This is a genomic window from Microcoleus sp. F4-D5, assembly GCF_036704885.1.
Lineage (GTDB): Bacteria > Cyanobacteriota > Cyanobacteriia > Cyanobacteriales > Microcoleaceae > Microcoleus.
The window spans coordinates 1-15,774 of the sequence record NZ_JAUBSX010000056.1 but is presented as its reverse complement, the minus strand read 5'-3'; the positions used below and the strand labels follow the sequence as shown (position 1 = coordinate 15,774).

At 45.5% G+C, this 15,774-nt stretch carries 24 protein-coding genes and 1 pseudogene; 18 read left to right on the top strand and 7 right to left on the bottom strand.

Annotated features, from left to right (window positions below; translation table 11 throughout):
* Window positions 1-61 precede the first annotated feature (61 nt).
* The 9 genes from atpE to QUA80_RS22825 all read left to right on the top strand — a co-directional run bounded on the left by atpE (window position 62) and on the right by QUA80_RS22825 (window position 5,872).
* On the top strand, window positions 62-307 hold the full coding sequence (atpE, locus tag QUA80_RS22865; RefSeq protein WP_015175641.1) for an ATP synthase F0 subunit C: 246 nt from the start codon (window positions 62-64) through the stop codon (window positions 305-307).
* A gap of 26 nt (window positions 308-333) precedes the next feature.
* Entirely contained in the window at window positions 334-801 is a 468-nt protein-coding gene (locus tag QUA80_RS22860) for a F0F1 ATP synthase subunit B' (protein WP_015175642.1), read from the top strand.
* An 87-nt stretch (window positions 802-888) separates the two neighbouring features.
* On the top strand, window positions 889-1,416 hold the full coding sequence (locus tag QUA80_RS22855) for a F0F1 ATP synthase subunit B (RefSeq protein ID WP_015175643.1): 528 nt from the start codon (window positions 889-891) through the stop codon (window positions 1,414-1,416).
* Between the two features lie 3 nt (window positions 1,417-1,419).
* Window positions 1,420-1,965 (top strand): ATP synthase F1 subunit delta, encoded by a 546-nt coding sequence (gene atpH, locus QUA80_RS22850; RefSeq protein ID WP_333427318.1) that lies wholly within the window; start codon window positions 1,420-1,422, stop codon window positions 1,963-1,965.
* 118 nt (window positions 1,966-2,083) lie between these two features.
* On the top strand, window positions 2,084-3,601 hold the full coding sequence (gene atpA, locus QUA80_RS22845; RefSeq protein ID WP_333427317.1) for a F0F1 ATP synthase subunit alpha: 1,518 nt from the start codon (window positions 2,084-2,086) through the stop codon (window positions 3,599-3,601).
* A gap of 128 nt (window positions 3,602-3,729) precedes the next feature.
* Entirely contained in the window at window positions 3,730-4,683 is a 954-nt protein-coding gene (locus QUA80_RS22840; RefSeq protein ID WP_333427316.1) for a F0F1 ATP synthase subunit gamma, read from the top strand.
* A gap of 334 nt (window positions 4,684-5,017) precedes the next feature.
* Complete coding sequence (locus QUA80_RS22835) at window positions 5,018-5,203, top strand: copy number control protein (RefSeq protein ID WP_190657378.1); 186 nt, start codon at window positions 5,018-5,020, stop codon at window positions 5,201-5,203.
* 74 nt (window positions 5,204-5,277) lie between these two features.
* Complete coding sequence (locus QUA80_RS22830) at window positions 5,278-5,481, top strand: hypothetical protein (RefSeq protein ID WP_190657376.1); 204 nt, start codon at window positions 5,278-5,280, stop codon at window positions 5,479-5,481.
* Between the two features lie 16 nt (window positions 5,482-5,497).
* Window positions 5,498-5,872 (top strand): hypothetical protein, encoded by a 375-nt coding sequence (locus QUA80_RS22825; RefSeq protein WP_333427315.1) that lies wholly within the window; start codon window positions 5,498-5,500, stop codon window positions 5,870-5,872.
* A gap of 29 nt (window positions 5,873-5,901) precedes the next feature.
* Here QUA80_RS22825 and QUA80_RS22820 read toward each other — a convergent pair whose 3' ends face one another.
* Entirely contained in the window at window positions 5,902-6,114 is a 213-nt protein-coding gene (locus QUA80_RS22820; RefSeq protein WP_332958465.1) for a helix-turn-helix transcriptional regulator, read from the bottom strand.
* A 198-nt stretch (window positions 6,115-6,312) separates the two neighbouring features.
* Between QUA80_RS22820 and QUA80_RS22815 the strand changes: the two genes are divergently transcribed.
* Both QUA80_RS22815 and QUA80_RS22810 read left to right on the top strand, forming a co-directional pair.
* Window positions 6,313-6,756 carry a hypothetical protein gene (locus QUA80_RS22815; RefSeq protein WP_333427314.1) on the top strand — a complete coding sequence of 148 codons (444 nt, stop codon included), beginning with the start codon at window positions 6,313-6,315 and terminating at the stop codon, window positions 6,754-6,756.
* A 74-nt stretch (window positions 6,757-6,830) separates the two neighbouring features.
* Entirely contained in the window at window positions 6,831-7,103 is a 273-nt protein-coding gene (locus QUA80_RS22810) for a hypothetical protein (protein ID WP_333427313.1), read from the top strand.
* 37 nt (window positions 7,104-7,140) lie between these two features.
* Here QUA80_RS22810 and QUA80_RS22805 read toward each other — a convergent pair whose 3' ends face one another.
* Entirely contained in the window at window positions 7,141-7,506 is a 366-nt protein-coding gene (locus QUA80_RS22805) for a CHAT domain-containing protein (protein ID WP_333427312.1), read from the bottom strand.
* A gap of 266 nt (window positions 7,507-7,772) precedes the next feature.
* Between QUA80_RS22805 and QUA80_RS22800 the strand changes: the two genes are divergently transcribed.
* The 7 genes from QUA80_RS22800 to QUA80_RS22770 all read left to right on the top strand — a co-directional run bounded on the left by QUA80_RS22800 (window position 7,773) and on the right by QUA80_RS22770 (window position 12,986).
* Window positions 7,773-8,312: a Uma2 family endonuclease gene (locus QUA80_RS22800; RefSeq protein ID WP_333427311.1), complete on the top strand. Its 540-nt coding sequence runs from the start codon at window positions 7,773-7,775 to the stop codon at window positions 8,310-8,312.
* A 202-nt stretch (window positions 8,313-8,514) separates the two neighbouring features.
* Window positions 8,515-9,696 (top strand): GTPase, encoded by a 1,182-nt coding sequence (locus QUA80_RS22795; RefSeq protein ID WP_333427310.1) that lies wholly within the window; start codon window positions 8,515-8,517, stop codon window positions 9,694-9,696.
* Between the two features lie 121 nt (window positions 9,697-9,817).
* Window positions 9,818-10,363, top strand: coding sequence for a Uma2 family endonuclease (locus tag QUA80_RS22790; protein ID WP_333427309.1), 546 nt, complete (start codon window positions 9,818-9,820; stop codon window positions 10,361-10,363).
* Between the two features lie 244 nt (window positions 10,364-10,607).
* Window positions 10,608-10,925 (top strand): 2Fe-2S iron-sulfur cluster-binding protein, encoded by a 318-nt coding sequence (locus QUA80_RS22785; protein ID WP_333427308.1) that lies wholly within the window; start codon window positions 10,608-10,610, stop codon window positions 10,923-10,925.
* 57 nt (window positions 10,926-10,982) lie between these two features.
* The gene (locus QUA80_RS22780; protein WP_190738159.1) at window positions 10,983-11,174 is read left to right on the top strand and encodes a hypothetical protein; all 192 of its coding nucleotides are present in this window, start codon (window positions 10,983-10,985) and stop codon (window positions 11,172-11,174) included.
* Window positions 11,171-12,346: a DUF3326 domain-containing protein gene (locus QUA80_RS22775; protein WP_333427307.1), complete on the top strand. Its 1,176-nt coding sequence runs from the start codon at window positions 11,171-11,173 to the stop codon at window positions 12,344-12,346. The genes QUA80_RS22780 and QUA80_RS22775 overlap by 4 nt, the downstream gene beginning before the upstream one ends.
* 46 nt (window positions 12,347-12,392) lie before the next feature.
* Window positions 12,393-12,986, top strand: coding sequence for a CPBP family intramembrane glutamic endopeptidase (locus QUA80_RS22770; protein WP_333427306.1), 594 nt, complete (start codon window positions 12,393-12,395; stop codon window positions 12,984-12,986).
* A gap of 219 nt (window positions 12,987-13,205) precedes the next feature.
* Here the strand turns inward: QUA80_RS22770 and QUA80_RS22765 are convergent, their stop codons facing one another.
* The 5 genes and pseudogenes from QUA80_RS22765 to QUA80_RS22745 all read right to left on the bottom strand — a co-directional run.
* Window positions 13,206-13,610 carry a TIGR02588 family protein gene (locus QUA80_RS22765; RefSeq protein WP_333427305.1) on the bottom strand — a complete coding sequence of 135 codons (405 nt, stop codon included), beginning with the start codon at window positions 13,608-13,610 and terminating at the stop codon, window positions 13,206-13,208.
* A complete protein-coding gene (locus QUA80_RS22760) occupies window positions 13,607-14,461 on the bottom strand; it encodes a TIGR02587 family membrane protein (RefSeq protein ID WP_333427304.1) in 855 nt (284 codons plus the stop codon). The genes QUA80_RS22765 and QUA80_RS22760 overlap by 4 nt, the downstream gene beginning before the upstream one ends.
* A gap of 55 nt (window positions 14,462-14,516) precedes the next feature.
* A complete protein-coding gene (locus tag QUA80_RS22755; RefSeq protein ID WP_333427303.1) occupies window positions 14,517-14,846 on the bottom strand; it encodes a type II toxin-antitoxin system PemK/MazF family toxin in 330 nt (109 codons plus the stop codon).
* A 234-nt stretch (window positions 14,847-15,080) separates the two neighbouring features.
* On the bottom strand, window positions 15,081-15,506 hold the full coding sequence (locus tag QUA80_RS22750; protein WP_333427302.1) for an ISAs1 family transposase: 426 nt from the start codon (window positions 15,504-15,506) through the stop codon (window positions 15,081-15,083).
* 25 nt (window positions 15,507-15,531) lie between these two features.
* Window positions 15,532-15,774 (bottom strand): annotated as a pseudogene (locus tag QUA80_RS22745) (hypothetical protein); the annotation flags it as partial.

Here is a 15,774-nt window from a genome sequence, read left to right as displayed (position 1 = left end):
AACTACCCAATTACCGAAAATCTGTCTTTCATTCTGTACACCAAGGTTAAGGAAATTTATCATGAATCCGACAATTGCTGCTGCTTCTGTTATCGCCGCCGGTTTAGCTATTGGTTTGGGCGCTATTGGACCTGGTATCGGTCAAGGTAATGCCTCCGGTCAAGCAGTAGAAGGTATTGCCCGCCAGCCGGAAGCAGAAGGCAAAATTCGCGGTACTCTCCTGCTGAGCTTAGCATTCATGGAATCCCTGACCATCTACGGTCTGGTTATTGCATTGGTGCTGCTGTTTGCTAATCCCTTCGCTTAATACTGAAGGACTGCGAAAAGGGGCGGATGTCTTTCCGCCCCAAAACCAAGGAGGAACTAAAAGTGTTTGATTTTGATGCAACTTTGCCCTTTATGGCGTTGCAGTTCCTAGTTTTGATGGTAGTCCTGAATGCTGTTTTCTATAAGCCCCTGACAAAGATGCTCGACGAGCGGGATGAATACATCCGTACCACTCAACTGTCGGCTCAGGAACGCTTGGCGAAAGCTCAGAAATTAGCGCAGGAATACGAACAAAAACTGGGAGAAACTCGCAAACAGTCTCAAGCAGTAATTGCTGCGGCTCAAGCAGATGCCCAAAAAACCGCGTCGGCAAAAGTAGCTGAGGCTCAAAAAGAAGCTCAAGAGGCGCGAGAAAAGGCAGGACAAGAGATTGAGCAACAAAAACAAGAGGCAATGCGCTCGCTGGAGCAAGAAGTAGATGTCCTGAGCCGACAAATTCTTGAAAAGCTATTAGGCACTGCACTGGTCAAATAGCTCTATCGAACAGTTTTAGATTTTGGGTAAATGCTCAAATCTAAAATCGGTTGACTAAACCTGCACGCGCAATTATGGAAGAGTATCATGGGGACTGTTTTATTGCTAGCCACAGAAGCTAGCGGGGAAGGTGGTTTCGGTTTAAATTTCGATATTTTAGAAACCAACCTGATTAACCTGATCGTTGTTATTGGATTGCTGTTTTACTTCGGGCGCGGCTTTTTAGGGAACATCCTCAGCGAAAGACGCTCCGCTATCGAAGAGGCGATTAAAGAAGCAGAAACTCGCCAAAAAGATGCAGCAGCATCTCTAGCAGAACAACAGCAGAAATTGACTCAGGCCCAAGCAGAAGCGGAACGGATTAGATCCGCTGCTGAAGAAAATGCGAAGAAAGCTAAAGAAGCAATTCTAGCTCAGGCAGCGCAGGAAGTTGAACGCATGAAAGCAACAGCAGGTCAAGAGTTGGAAGCAGAGCGGGAAAGAGCGATCGCCCAACTCAGATCGGCGGTTGTATCTATGGCATTAGAAAGGGTGGAAGGCCAGCTAAAAACTAGCTTGAACGAAAACGCTCAACACCAATTAATCGATCGCAGCATTGCCTTACTGGGAGGCTAGAAAGTGAGTAAAGTCAGCACCGAAGTCTTACAGCCTTACGCATCCGCTTTGATGTCACTGGCTAAATCTAACAACCTCTCAGAGCAGTTCGGCGAAGATATCCGCTCCTTGCTGAACCTGCTAGAAAATTCGGAGGAACTGCGCCTGTTTCTAGGCAGTCCTCTGGTGAAACCGCAGGATAAAAAAGCCGTCATCGATCGAATAGCGGGGTCAGAAATGAACCCGTTGATGCAGAACTTTTTGCGGCTGTTAGTAGACAAAGGACGGATTCTTTTTTTAGAAGGAATTGGTAAAAAATACTTGGCCGAACTCCGAGAGCTCAACCAAACTGTTTTGGCGGAAGTTACCTCTGCTGTCCCGCTTTCAGACGCTCAACAGCAAACTGTTCGCGAGAAAGTGCAGGCGATGACAAGCGCAAGGCAAGTAGAAATTGAAACCAAAATAGACGCAGATTTAATCGGCGGAGTCGTGATTAAAGTAGGCTCTCAAGTGATTGATGCCAGCCTGCGAGGACAATTGCGCCGCTTGGGAATTCGATTGAATTCTTAATAGTTAATAGCTGATAACTATTAACTAATTTAGTTAGGGGTTAACTGTTAGTAGTTTGGAAAAACTGACAATTGACAACTGACAACGGACAACTGACAAATAATAACTGACAACTGACATGGCAGCAATCAGACCAGACGAAATTAGCAGCATTATTCGCCAGCAAATTGAGCAGTACGACCAAGATGTTAAAGTTTCTAACGTCGGTACGGTACTGCAAGTAGGCGACGGCATTGCCCGGATTTATGGCTTAGATAAAGTTATGTCTGGGGAATTGCTAGAATTTGCCGACGGCACCGTTGGTATTGCACTGAACCTCGAAGAAGATAACGTCGGCGCTGTGCTGATGGGACAAGGCCTCGGCATCGAAGAAGGTTCGGCAGTTACTGCTACTGGCAGAATTGCTGAAGTCCCCGTGGGTGAAGCAATGTTGGGACGGGTAGTTGATGCTTTGGCCCGTCCGATCGACGGCAAAGGGGACATTAAAACTACTGAATCTCGCTTGATTGAATCTCCGGCACCGGGGATTGTTTCTCGCCGTTCTGTTTACGAACCCATGCAAACAGGAATTACCGCTATTGATGCGATGATTCCGGTGGGAAGAGGACAGCGGGAACTGATTATCGGTGACAGACAAACCGGTAAAACTGCGATCGCGATCGACACGATTATTAACCAAAAATCGGAAAACGTAATCTGCGTTTACGTGGCGATCGGTCAAAAAGCTTCTACAGTAGCTAACATCGTCAACGTCCTGCAAGAAAAGGGCGCGATGGACTACACGATCGTTGTAGCAGCTAACGCTAGCGACCCCGCAACCCTGCAATACTTGGCTCCCTACACAGGTGCTAGCTTAGCCGAGTATTTCATGTACAAAGGCAAGCACACTTTGGTCATTTACGATGACCTTTCCAAACAAGCACAAGCTTACCGCCAAATGTCGCTCTTGCTGCGCCGTCCTCCCGGTCGCGAAGCTTATCCCGGAGACGTGTTTTACCTGCACTCTCGCTTGCTAGAACGCGCTGCTAAATTGAGCGACGATTTGGGCGAAGGCAGCATGACTGCTTTGCCAATTATCGAAACCCAAGCTGGCGACGTTTCTGCTTACATTCCGACGAACGTAATTTCGATTACCGACGGTCAAATCTTCCTTTCTTCTGACTTGTTTAACGCTGGTTTGCGTCCGGCAGTAAACCCCGGTATTTCGGTATCGCGGGTAGGTTCGGCGGCTCAAACTAAGGCGATGAAAAAAGTAGCCGGTAAGGTGAAATTGGAATTGGCGCAGTTTGAAGAACTGGCAGCATTTTCTCAGTTTGCTTCTGACTTGGATAAAGCTACTCAGAATCAATTGGCGCGCGGTCAGCGCTTGCGGGAACTGTTGAAACAGCCCCAAAGTTCGCCTCTGCCGATGAACGAACAAGTGGCTGTAATCTATGCCGGTATTAACGGCTATATGGATGACATTCCTGTGGAAAAAGTCAACAAGTTTACTGTTGGTTTGCGCGACTATTTGCGGACTAGCAAGCCGAAGTACGGCGAAATAGTTCAAGGCGGAAAGGCATTGACTGATGAAGCTGAGAAGCTGCTGAAAGAAGGTATCGCTGAATACAAGCAAAGTTTTCTAGTTTCTGCTTAGACAAGTAGAAATTTTGAACCGCAGATGAACGCGGATTAACGCAGATAATCTGAAGTTGATCTGCGTTACTCTGCGTTACTCTGCGGTTTGAATTAAGAAGATGCGGGCAAGGATTTAAGGAGAAAGTTATGGCAAATCTGAAAACTATTCGCGATCGCATTAAGTCGGTCAAGAACACTAAAAAGATTACAGAAGCAATGCGCTTGGTGGCGGCTGCTAAGGTGCGCCGGGCTCAAGAACAAGTGACTGCAACTCGACCTTTTGCCGATCGGCTGGCAGAGGTATTGTACGGTTTGGCGGAACGCTTGCAGTTTGAAAATTTGGATTCGCCGCTGCTGAAAAAACGCGAAGTGCGATCTGTGGGACTGTTGGTAGTTTCGGGCGATCGGGGTTTGTGCGGCGGCTACAACAGCAACATCATCAAATACGCCGAAAATCGCGCTAAGGAAATCAAAGCTGAAGGCTTAGACTACAAGTACGTGTTGGTAGGACGCAAAGCTACTCAGTATTTCCAGCGCCGCGAACAGCCGATCGATGCTACTTACGCTAACTTGGAACAAATTCCCACAGCATCGGAAGCGGCACAAATTGCTGACGAATTGCTTTCTTTGTTCCTGTCGGGAACTGTGGACAGAGTTGAGTTAATTTACACCAAATTTGTGTCGCTAATTAGTTCGCGTCCGGTAATTCAAACTTTGCTGCCCCTCGACCCCCAAGGTTTTGAAGTGCAAGACGATGAAATCTTCCGCTTGACTACCAAAGGCGGAGAGTTTCAAGTATCGCGCGAAAAGGTTTCTGCACCTACTAAGAAGAGTTTGCCCCGCGACATGATTTTCGAGCAAGATCCGGCGCAAATTCTGGATGCTCTTTTGCCCTTGTATTTGAACAACCAATTGCTGCGGGCTTTGCAAGAGTCTGCCGCTAGCGAGTTGGCTGCGCGGATGACGGCAATGAACAATGCTAGTGAGAATGCTAGCGATTTGATCGGTACTTTGACGCTGACTTATAACAAGGCGCGGCAAGCGGCAATTACTCAGGAAATCCTGGAAGTTTGCGGCGGTGCTGAGGCTTTGAAGGGTTAGGTTAGGGTTGACAATTTGTTGATTTTATGGTAAGCGTCTGAGGGAACTCAGGCGCTTTTTTTATTTATAAAGTTGTTACAATTGACCACAATGTACTAACAAAGCCCAACTCAAGATTTTTTGCAGAAATCGGGTTTATGAGCGTAAATCATACCTAAATGACTTAAATTAACGCTCTGTAGCGTTTTTTGCGGAAAACGGTATTTATTGCACTCTTGCATTAGTATGCACTAAAGCATATAGTTAAAACAATGCACCTGTATGCAAAAAGCTGGTTTTTAGGCAAACTACATAAAAATGTCAAAATGTATATGTTGTAAAGCCTTGAGCCTGTATGGATGAAAACAAGACTGTGGCTATTAGAGTAGAAATGCCGCCGGAGCTCCGGAACCGATTTAAGTCGGCTGTTGCTAGGGACGGTAAAAATATGAGGGATGTTTTGCTGGAATTTATGGAGCAATATGTCATGAAGGCTGAGCAACCAAAAATAGAAGCAAGTCAAAACCAAAACAACACATAGCTGCTGTGTGCAGTGGTGGAGCGATCGCATACAGGGCAAGACATTTAGTTTTTAAACTGTAAGGGAAGTCTCAAGTGAGGAGCGATCGCGTACCGAATCCAAAGCCAGAAAACGTACACCATGTTACAGATCCCGAACTCTGTGAAAAGATGGGCGAAAAATACCACTGGCGGTTAAAAGAAATCCGAGTAACTCGTAACACCCCCCCTGATGTGGCTTGCGTGTTTGACGGGGAACAAACCTCGTTTCAGGATATGTGGCAAGATTACCAAGATTAAAGGAAAGGGAGGAAAAATGGCTAAAAAAATCTGGATTGTCTACAAAACCGAAAGCATGAGTGCTCCGGGCTGGGAAGAACGTCAGCTTATGCCAAGGGGCAGTCTAACTAATATACTTTGGGAAAATTGGACTTGGGAAGAAAACCCAGAAATTCCTCAAGTAGGGGACAAAACCCGCGATTATGAAAATCTATCTGACCCCGGTAATGGAGTCACCCACGGGAAAGATGGAGATTGGGTAGTTACTCGCGTTCAGCAGTTTTTTGCTTCCGATACGCAGGAGCGAATTGTGGTGTGTTACTGTTCTTACCAACCTGTTACATCTGATTGGGAAGCGCTACAACAAAGCGAGTCTGTCAATCAGATGCTAGCAACTGTCGAGCAATATTGAGTGGATAATTAGTTCGTAAAAGCGATCGACTATTCCTGCACAATCTCATACAAATCTTCGATCGACAAATCAAAAGTCCTAGCCAACTTGTGCAAGGCTGTCACGTCAACTGTTGCTAATCCAGGCGATCGGGCATAGGTTCTGAGCGTGCTGTAGACGACGCCCGATCGCTCTGAAACTTCTTTCAGCGTCCAGCCCTTCTCGGCAGCGAATTCTCGCACCCGCAACTTAATTAATCCCATAACCTCTTGACACTTGACTAATATAAGTCATACAATTATATTGTAAAAAGCGATCGCCCCCAGGTCTGGAAAACTAAAAAGCGATCGCCTATCAAAGTTCAAATCCCATATAAGGGACTGATCTATCAAATTCCCAAATCAGGAATCGATCTATCCAAATCAGGAATCGATCTATTCAAATTAGGAAACTTATCAACTATGTTAGCAAGCTTTCGACCAAAATCAACCCCCAGACACAGATTGAGCCGGTTTGTGACAAAAGAGGCGATCGCGCGGCTGCTGAAAATCAAGGTAGAACAAATATATCGCTTCGAGTGCTGGGCGCATATCCTGTACGTGCACGCCAAAGGGATGAGTCGGTTTGTGAGTTATGCCGACTTTCCGCCAGTTTTGGGAGTGGAATTGCCCTCTGGTTTAGATTTTGGTTATTGGAAGCGCCGTTGGGCGAGTCAGAAAGAGAGACACGCGCCGGATTTTTGGGTGGATTTTTATGCGGCGAGATTTCAGAAAGCTGTTTGTGTTTCTGAATTGTTGGAGTGGGGGGAATTGGTGGGGGTGATTAAATTGATGTTAAGTGCGATCGCCGTGGAGTCGCTGCGAAAGGTTTACGCACAAGAGAAATCTCTGCTGGAACATTTCTAAGCAGAGCGATCGACTAAAAATAGAAGTAAACTGTCGTAAAATATTGATTGAAAAAAGGTAAAGGAATAAGAACAATGACAACCGAACGCTGGACCGATGAAATGGTGGATGATTTGGCTTCTACTGTAGAGCAAACTACTCGGAATGTCGATATGCTTGTAGGTGCTGTCAATGCTCTTTTAGAAAGAGACTCGCAGCGGGATGAAGAAACGCGGCGGCGAGATGAAGAAATGCGGCGGCGAGATGAGGATTTTCAACAGTACAAATTAGAAAATGACCAACGATTTAATACCCTGCTCGAAGAAGTCAGATTTCTCATCAGAAAACTGGGAGAGAATCAAGGATAGATTAGCAATAAAAATTTTTAAATGCTTACTGTTTCTCCTACGCCAAACCCTGCGATACAAATCCTGCCCAATAATGGGGACTGACAAAGGGCAATGTTTCCCGACAAAGCAAATCTAATCGCAATCCCACATTTTTGATAAGTTCTGCTTGCTGTTCTCCTTTTTGTTGCTCAAAATAATCCTCTAACTGCCGTTTATATCTACCAGACAACTCATCGCCTGTCAAGTTTCGGAGCTTAACTTGTGCTTTCCGTAGCGCTTCCGAACGGCTATTATGCTGCTTTTCCCGATCGTATAAAATACAAAATAAAGCGGTTGCTAAATCATCCACATCCCCCAAGATACTGACCGCTTTGATATTTCTTAATTGCTTTCTCTGTTGGGTGCAATTGGCGGTAAACACTGCCGATCTTGTTCAGAGAAGTCGCTTCTCCTTGACCATGTTTAATTTTCCGATCGATAGCTAAAGATTTTTGTCGATAGCCGGAAATACCCGTAATGCCGATAATTTACAGGTTAAAAGCTGTCGCTATTAGAACCAAGTCAGCCTGCGTTGCTCGGCCTGACGGCGTTACAGTATAATTTCAGCAGTGTCGGTCAAAGTGCGATCGCCCTTGCAGATCGGCCATAATAGTAACCAGTGAGTTTGGTAAAAGCGAGGAAATAACTATGGTCACTGCTACTGCTGTACAGGATAATTTTACTTTAGAAGAATTCATCACCGAGCCGCCCGACAACATGGAATTGGTAGACGGCAAACTTGTGGAGAAAAATGGCATGACACTAAAGACGGGTAAAATTCAGTCAAGGCTAAGTCGTTACTGGGGAGATTACAAAGATTCTAGCCAACAAGGAGGAGAAGCTTATGTCGAGGTTCCTTGCCGCACTAAGCAACAAATTCGCCGTCCCGATGTCGCTTATCTCACACCCGAATTAGTTGCACAATTTGGCAATCTTGCCACTTTACCCCAAAGCTTTCCTTTAATTGCCGAAATAGTTTCACCCACCGATATCGCTGAAGATGTATTTCTCAAAGCACAGGAATATTTAGAATCTAGCTGTCAGGAAGTCTGGTTAGTTTTTCCCGAAAGTCGTTTAATATTCGTGATGACTCAAAATCAAATATTGACATTTCGATCCGGCGATACCGCCAGCACCCAACAAATCCTGACAGGTTTTAGCATTGATGTCGATCGATTGTTAGCTTAAACTAAATTTAACAACCTTTCATTTAGCAGCACGCAACACAAAACTCTCCTCTACCCGTTGCACCAGTTCTTAAATCAAATTGCTACAATATTCTTAAGACTCCCCCAGTCCGCGAAGGCGGACTTCGTTTGTCTAGCCCCGAATTCTATTCGGTGGTGTTTAATCCAGATTTAATATCCCACCATTATCGGAGCAAACCGCCATGTCAGACGATTTTTCCTTAGACGAGCTTTTAAATAGAAGTTACTACGCCTTCAAAGACGCAGAAGACCAAGTGGGACAGTGCAATGTTTTAGTCATAGGCAAAACCGGCGTCGGCAAAAGTACCCTGATAAATTCCGTTTTTCGCCAGCGCTTAGCAGAAACCGGAGTCGGCCGCCCCATCACTCAAGGCATTCGCCAATATACCAAACCGAATTGCCCAATTACAGTCTACGATACTCCCGGACTCGAACTTAACGCAGAACAAATTAAAGTTATTCAATTAAACGTTGCTAAACTAATTGAAGACCAAAGACTCCTGCACCCCAAAGAACACATTCACGTCATTTGGTACTGCATCAATCACAGCGCCAATAGAATAGAATCTGTGGAGGAAAGCTGGCTAAAAGAAATGGAAGTCAAAGATGTACCAGTTCTTTTAGTGCTGACTCAGACGACATCTAAAAAGCAGAGCGAGTTTTTCAAGCAACTGGAACACATGAATTTGCCTGTCAGTCAAATCATCCCTGTGATGGCTGAACCGGAAGAAATAGATGAGGATTATACTGTAAAATCTCACGGTTTAGACAAGTTGGTCGATGCAACTTTTCAACTGCTGCCCGAAGTAGCTAAAAAAGCTTTTGTTAAAGAACAAATTGCCAATATTGCGCTCAAAGCTGATATGGCATTTAAGTATCTAAGTGCTTATGTTGCAGGTTCTGCCATTGTCGGTGCGACTCCTGTACCGTTTGCTGATGCGCCGATTTTGATGACGATGCAAACGGCAATGATTGCTAATATTACTGTAATTTTTGGAATGCCCTTTGATAAGGGGTTTATTTCGGCGATGCTGTCTGCTATTAGCGGCACAGGCGGGGTTACTGCTGTCGGCAGAAGTATTGTTACTAATTTGATTAAAATGATTCCTGGTGCGGGTACTGTTGTCGGCGGTGCTATCTCCGGTGCAACGGCAGCAACTCTCACGCTTGCCCTCGGTTTGGCTTACATTGAAGTGCTTAAAGCTTATATGAAAGCTCAAGTTAATGGGGAACAACTTTCTTTGCAGCAGTTAACCAAGATGTTTGTGGAAATGTACAAGGACTATGCTAGTTCTGGGCGTAAAACTTTGAAGGATGACACACAGAATCAACCTAAACCTCCCAATCAAATTAATATTGAGTAAATTGGCAAAACAGGGCATAGGGCATAGGTTATTTGTTAGTTCCAATTACCAATTACCAATTCTCAATTCCCAATTACCAATTGATTGCTACAATATGAGTGAATTCTGCAAAAGGGAGTAAATGGCTATGGTAATGGCTGCCGTTTTATCAGAAAATGTTTCTCTAGAAGATTTTATGGCTAATCCCCCCGAGGATAGGGAATGGGTGGACGGGCAAATTGTGGAGAAAAATGGCATGACAGCAAAACACAGTCTAATTCAATCCAAACTAGATTATTCTTGGAGAAGTTACAAAATATCTAGCGGACAAGGCGGCGAAGTCTATACAGAAGTTCCTTGTCGTACTGACAGCCGAGTGCGCCGTCCAGATGTAGCTTATCTGACTCCTGAACTTGTTGCTGAATATGGCGATGTTCCTACTTTGCCTCAAAGCCCGCCGTTAATTGCAGAAATAGTTTCTCCTACTGATATTGCGGAAGAAATTTTTCTGAAAGCACAAGAATATTTAGATTCGGGTTGTCTGGAAGCTTGGATTGTTTTTCCAGAAAGTCGCTGGATATTGATAATGACTCAAACTCAAAAGTTAACTTTTAACCTGGGTTCTACCGTCAGCACTCAGCTAGTGCTGCCGGGTTTTAGTGTTGCGGTTGATGAGTTGTTGGCTTGAATGTAAAAAATTAATTAAGTATAAGTGCTTTGTGGTACAGTTCCGCCGTGAGGTTTGTAATAATTTGTGAAAAAGTCATTGACAAAAGGCCACTCGCTCGTCCCAGCCAATTAATAAAAAAAATTATCAATAAAAATGCAGTTGTAAAATTGCACAAAAGTACAAACAGCGGTAAAATACTGAGTGCTTTGTTTCCAAATCTAGCGTAAATTCCAATCGGGGAATTAAAACCAATAATTGAAATATGTCTAAGACTTACACTGTTGAATTGATCCACCAAGGCTCTACCTATACCGTAGAAGTACCCGAAGATCAACAAATTCTGCGGGCGGCCAACGCCGCCGGCATTGATTTGCCGAGTTCTTGCAATGCAGGGGTTTGTACTACTTGCGCTGCTAAAATTATTGAGGGTCAAGTCGATCAAGTTGATGGCATGGGCGTTAGTCCCGAGCTTCAGGCAGAAGGTTATGTGTTACTGTGCGTTGCTTATCCCCGATCGAACTTGAAGATAGAAACAGAAAAAGAAGACATTGTGTACTATCGCCAGTTCGGTAAATCTTAGGAGTAAGCTAAAATTGACCTAAGTACCGCTAGCGGTAAAACCATTATGGATCGCCAGATGACTACCCATTTCATTTCCGCAGAAGTTGACCTCCACGAGACAGCCGAGCAACTGCACTCGGCTATTGAAATTGAACTGCAAAAGTACGGCGAACCGCTGCGGTGGGCAGTTACAGACGTGGATGTCGATCGGCAAAAGGCTGTGGTAGAAGGCTACGTGCTCGTGGAAGCATCCCCCGCAACATCGTGAACCCCCGCCCTTTGACAGTGGTTTTGATAGTCCCCACAGGCGTAGGAGCCTCGATCGGGGGCTTTGCAGGAGATGCGCTGCCAGTTGCTAGGGCGATCGCCCAAATTTCAGACACCCTGATCGCTCACCCCAACGTCCTCAACGGCGCTCAACTTTATTGGCCGATACCTAACGCTCTCTACGTTGAAGGTTACGCCCTTGACAAATTTGCTGCCGGATGCTGGGGACTGCAACCAGTACATCAAAATCGCATCGGCTTAATCCTAGATTCCGCGATCGAACCAGACTTGCAGTTGCGACACTTGCAAGTGGCTGATGCAGCCAGAGCTACATTGGGTTTGAATATAACCGATTGTGTTTTAACCGATCGCCCCCTGCAAGTAGAATTGCGTATTTCTGAATCAGGGGCATCCTGGGGGACGATCGGCAATCCCGACAGTTTATTGCGCGCTGCAGAAAAATTAATCGCACAAGCAAGAGTAGAGGCGATCGCAGTTGTGGCCAGATTTCCCGACGATGAAGGCAGCCTCGCCCTCCAAAACTACCGCCGCGGCAAAGGAGTTGACCCCCTCGCCGGCGCGGAAGCCCTCATCAGCCACCTCATCGTCAGGACGTTTAAAATCCCCTGCGCCCACGCCCCCGCGCTTTCGCCACTTCCCCTCGATCCGCACCTGTCCCCGCGATCGGCTGCTGAGGAAATCGGCTATACTTTCCTACCTTGCGTGCTTGCCGGCCTCAGCAAAGCTCCCCAATTTGTCACTCCTACTGTGGGACAGGCATCTTGCCTGTCGCAGGTATGGGGCGGGCAAGATACCCGCACGCAGGTATGGGGCGGGCAAGATGCCCACCCCACAAGAGAGAAATTCTATGCAAACAGGCGAGATTTCGAGTCCCAGAATTTGTGGGCCGATCGAGTCGATGCGGTAGTGATACCCGCCACAGCCTGCGGTGGCAGTGCTATTCTGAGTTTGAGCGGGCGATCGTCGGTACAAATCATCGCTGTCGGCGACAACAAAACCCAGATGCAGACTACTCCAGAAAAACTCGGAATCAAAGCTTTGCAGGTAAACTCATATTTAGAGGCGATCGGAGTTTTGGTCGCTTTGCGAGCCGGGATCAGTCCAGCTTCCTTGGGTGCAGACATCTCCTCCCTGCGTTGTTTGTCTGACTAAACTAAACAAATCTAAAATCTCAAACCTCAAATCTAAAAGTGATTAAGTGGCAGAAAAACTTCCCGGAAATCCTGAAATTGAACCCTTGACGCGCACCCAAGTTTTAGTAGCAATGGGCGTGACAGCAATTATGTTGCTGGCGGTAGCTAAATTGTGGTTGCTATTTGGATCGGTATCGCTTTTGCCAGTCAAATTGATAGGAATGGACTTGCTCAAAGGATGTGCGCTGGGACTGGCAATTACAGGCTGCAGTGCGATCGTTTATCGCCTCTGGCCGGGTTATCGCCGGAGTGCAGACCTTTACTTGGAAGTAGTGCTCCAACCTTTGTTTTGGCCTGATTTAATTTGGCTGGGACTGCTGCCGGGACTTAGCGAAGAATTGCTATTTCGAGGGGTGATGCTGTCTGCTTTGGGATTGAATGTTATCGGTTTAGTTTTATCGAGTTTTTGTTTCGGCATCCTGCACTTGGGAGGCATGGATCAGTGGCCTTATGCTGTTTGGGCAACGGCTGTTGGATTGCTGTTGGGTTACAGTGTTTTAACTACTGGGAATTTGTTAGTCCCAATTACGGCTCATATTTGTACAAATTTGATTTCTAGCTGTGTTTGGAAGTGGGAACACAATTCGGTGAAGCGGTAGATCGATCGCAATTCCAAAGCGATTGAATCCCGCCTGCGCGGACTATAGCAATAAATGCTAACGCGCAAGCGGGTTTTGAGATTGAACGAACCGCGAAGACGCTAAGGGCGCGTTCGGCGAAGCCGTTCCCGTTCCCCGCAGGGGTTCGGTGAAGGGTAGGGTAGGAAGAGAAAGAGTTCACAGAAGTGAACAGGTTTTAACCGCCGATTTTTATCTGTGTTAAGGCAGTTTGTAACTGCTAGATCGCACAATCAACTCACCTTGACGCGGATCGCGGCTGAAGATAAAAGCTCCTTCTTGAGTTTCGCCGCTTGACAAAAAATCAATTTGTTGGTCGCCGGATTCTACGACTTCACCGTTGACGCGCAATTCGGCAATAATTTGCACTGATTCGGCTGTTTCGCCGCCCGTATTAGTTACTGCAAACGGCACGTAAAATTGCCCTTGAGTTTCGCGAACAGGCGTGTTCCGAGTGACAGAAATAACCGGAGGTTCCTGCTTTTTAGTCATCCAGTTGTAGAGTACGAGTCCGATGAGGATAGAAAGGATCGAACAGGCGATCGCAAAGGCCACCCATTCAGCAGGAGTTCTTTTTTTTTGCTGTTCGTTATTACTTTCTCTCATACCGCCAACCTCCCCGCCGCGCCGCCAACAACCGCCGGCAACCCCAATACTAATGTATAGTTCAACCAAATCGACCACGGGTCGTCAAAAGTGAGTTTGTGGAAGAAAAACATCATAAATGCAGAAGCCACCAGCGACACTAAATAGGCCATGACAGTTTCGCTGATGGGACGCTGAAAAATCCCTTGCTGCTGCTGCCGTTTTGCTTGATAAGTAAAGCCGGCTACAAATACAATACCGTAGGAAATTAGCAGCGAAGCGGCGATAATTGCTAATTGCCTAGGTGGCGAAATACCTGCAGCTAGCATGGGAATTTCGTCAGTTGGGGCGATGTTGAAAGCAACGATCGTCGCGCCGATTAAAGTAGCGCCGATATCTGCTAGAGTTGCATTAATGGTAGGTTCCTTTTCGCTGCCTGAAGTTTGATAGCGATCGCCGCTCAAGAAACCGTTTGCCAGGGCTACTCCCAAGGAAAACGGCAGACCTTCAAAGATGATTTTCCCCAAAGTTTCTTGCAGCGGAGTCTCCGGCGTAATTTCCCTAAGCAAAAACAGGACAAAAGCCGCGCAGACAATGCCGATAGCCATCGCTTCTACGGTATCGATTGCAGCCTCTAGCCAGCGGATGTCTTGAGTTTTGCGAAAACCTTCCGTGCGAGTCAGCAAGAAAACGACGAGAAAAGTAGTTGCGATCGCGATCGACTTTTCCGCTGGTTTAGTATGCGAACCGATCCACCAAACCTCCATCGTATAAAGCAGGGGAATTCCGAATAAAAAACCCCCCGATGCACCTCGAATGATGTCGTTTAGTTCATTTGACCACTGATTTTTGCGTCTTTTTGATTTGTTCATGTTTTAGTGAAAACGCACCTCAAAAATTTCGCAAGTAAATATTTTTTTTACCTGCTCAAATAGAATACCATATTTGTTGTATTCTTTCTCTAACTTGTGCCAAATCATCAGGGGTTAATATTCCCAGTCTGCGTTCAACTAAACTTTTTTGTAATGTGTTCAGTTTATGTAAGCGAACCGATGAAGGTCGATTTAATCCTGCTTGTTGCCATTCCCGATTTTCTACATCAAAAGTTGTGCGAGGGATTTGACTGGTTATCTTCGCAATAATCATGTCTTCATCTCCTGTGTCCAACAGTACCAAACCAGGACGGCGTTTAGTTTCGGCTGCACCCGCAAACAGGAATGCAACTAGAACTAATTCTCCAAACTGATAATTAGTCATAGCTCAAATCTCATCGTAAATTGCGTCTTCTTCGCTGCAATCACCAACAGGGTAAACGCATCTAAATTAATTTGACAAACACCTAAATTTGTGCATTGCTAAACAACTAAAAAAACATTTTTAAAATTCTTAATTTTCACCCGACTTGAGCAGATTAAATCCGAACCTTAAGATTTTCTAAACTTCTTAAAGCCGGATAATTTTTCTGATTAGATAGGTATTAGATTTAGAGCATTAACTGGCAGAGTTTAAAATTTTAACTAAATAATTATTGTCCATTGCCGCTCGATACCGTTTCATTTTTAGACTTTGTTTGGAAGTTTTTTCTTGTTTTAGTAAATTTATAGCCAAGCGACGTAGAAGTGCAAAATTTTCGGGAGAGTTCTGTTTCCGAATCCGGCTTTTATCTTCATAAAATGTAACATCAAGCGTCCAATGTAAGCTATTTTCAATGCCCCAATGACTGCGGATAGCCCCAGCAATTATCTCAGCATTACTGCTTAAACTACTCAAATAAAAACGAGCTTCAGTCGTGGTTTTATTCCACAGCCGCCGTTCACTAACTATCATGACAACTGTTTTTAATCCAGTCCATAATGCTTGATTATGCAGATGTGGTAACTCGGATACATCAGCCGTCCAGACTTGTCTTTTTTCCACTCGATGATGTCCGGCTTCTACTTGCTCATGCCGGACTGTAGTCTCTGCCTAAATAATCTTCTTTTTTAGCTACTTCAAACCACTCTTTCACAGCTTGATAGAGGAGTTTTTGATTCCCTTTTAAAGCTAAAACATAATCTCCTTTTTTCTTGATAATCAGAGATGTTATGTCTTTTTGACAGCCCATAGCAGGGAGCATGTCAAGTTTGCGCGCGCTCGCTCTATTCTCAGTGCGTGCGATCGCTCCATTTTCGGAGTGAAGAGGGAA

Excerpts from the sequence above, each read along its gene's own strand:
- QUA80_RS22760 (WP_333427304.1), bottom strand. The coding sequence starts at position 14,461 with ATGAACAAATCAAAAAGACGCAAAAATCAGTGGTCAAATGAACTAAAC.
- QUA80_RS22795 (WP_333427310.1), top strand. The coding sequence starts at position 8,515 with ATGTCAGACGATTTTTCCTTAGACGAGCTTTTAAATAGAAGTTACTAC.
- QUA80_RS22765 (WP_333427305.1), bottom strand. The coding sequence starts at position 13,610 with ATGAGAGAAAGTAATAACGAACAGCAAAAAAAAAGAACTCCTGCTGAA.
- QUA80_RS22780 (WP_190738159.1), top strand. The coding sequence starts at position 10,983 with ATGACTACCCATTTCATTTCCGCAGAAGTTGACCTCCACGAGACAGCC.
- QUA80_RS22835 (WP_190657378.1), top strand. The coding sequence starts at position 5,018 with ATGGATGAAAACAAGACTGTGGCTATTAGAGTAGAAATGCCGCCGGAG.
- QUA80_RS22755 (WP_333427303.1), bottom strand. The coding sequence starts at position 14,846 with ATGACTAATTATCAGTTTGGAGAATTAGTTCTAGTTGCATTCCTGTTT.
- QUA80_RS22840 (WP_333427316.1), top strand. The coding sequence starts at position 3,730 with ATGGCAAATCTGAAAACTATTCGCGATCGCATTAAGTCGGTCAAGAAC.
- QUA80_RS22855 (WP_015175643.1), top strand. The coding sequence starts at position 889 with ATGGGGACTGTTTTATTGCTAGCCACAGAAGCTAGCGGGGAAGGTGGT.
- QUA80_RS22860 (WP_015175642.1), top strand. The coding sequence starts at position 334 with ATGTCTTTCCGCCCCAAAACCAAGGAGGAACTAAAAGTGTTTGATTTT.
- QUA80_RS22810 (WP_333427313.1), top strand. The coding sequence starts at position 6,831 with ATGACAACCGAACGCTGGACCGATGAAATGGTGGATGATTTGGCTTCT.
- QUA80_RS22785 (WP_333427308.1), top strand. The coding sequence starts at position 10,608 with ATGTCTAAGACTTACACTGTTGAATTGATCCACCAAGGCTCTACCTAT.
- QUA80_RS22825 (WP_333427315.1), top strand. The coding sequence starts at position 5,498 with ATGGCTAAAAAAATCTGGATTGTCTACAAAACCGAAAGCATGAGTGCT.
- atpE (WP_015175641.1), top strand. The coding sequence starts at position 62 with ATGAATCCGACAATTGCTGCTGCTTCTGTTATCGCCGCCGGTTTAGCT.
- QUA80_RS22815 (WP_333427314.1), top strand. The coding sequence starts at position 6,313 with ATGTTAGCAAGCTTTCGACCAAAATCAACCCCCAGACACAGATTGAGC.
- QUA80_RS22790 (WP_333427309.1), top strand. The coding sequence starts at position 9,818 with ATGGCTATGGTAATGGCTGCCGTTTTATCAGAAAATGTTTCTCTAGAA.
- QUA80_RS22800 (WP_333427311.1), top strand. The coding sequence starts at position 7,773 with ATGGTCACTGCTACTGCTGTACAGGATAATTTTACTTTAGAAGAATTC.
- atpA (WP_333427317.1), top strand. The coding sequence starts at position 2,084 with ATGGCAGCAATCAGACCAGACGAAATTAGCAGCATTATTCGCCAGCAA.
- QUA80_RS22820 (WP_332958465.1), bottom strand. The coding sequence starts at position 6,114 with ATGGGATTAATTAAGTTGCGGGTGCGAGAATTCGCTGCCGAGAAGGGC.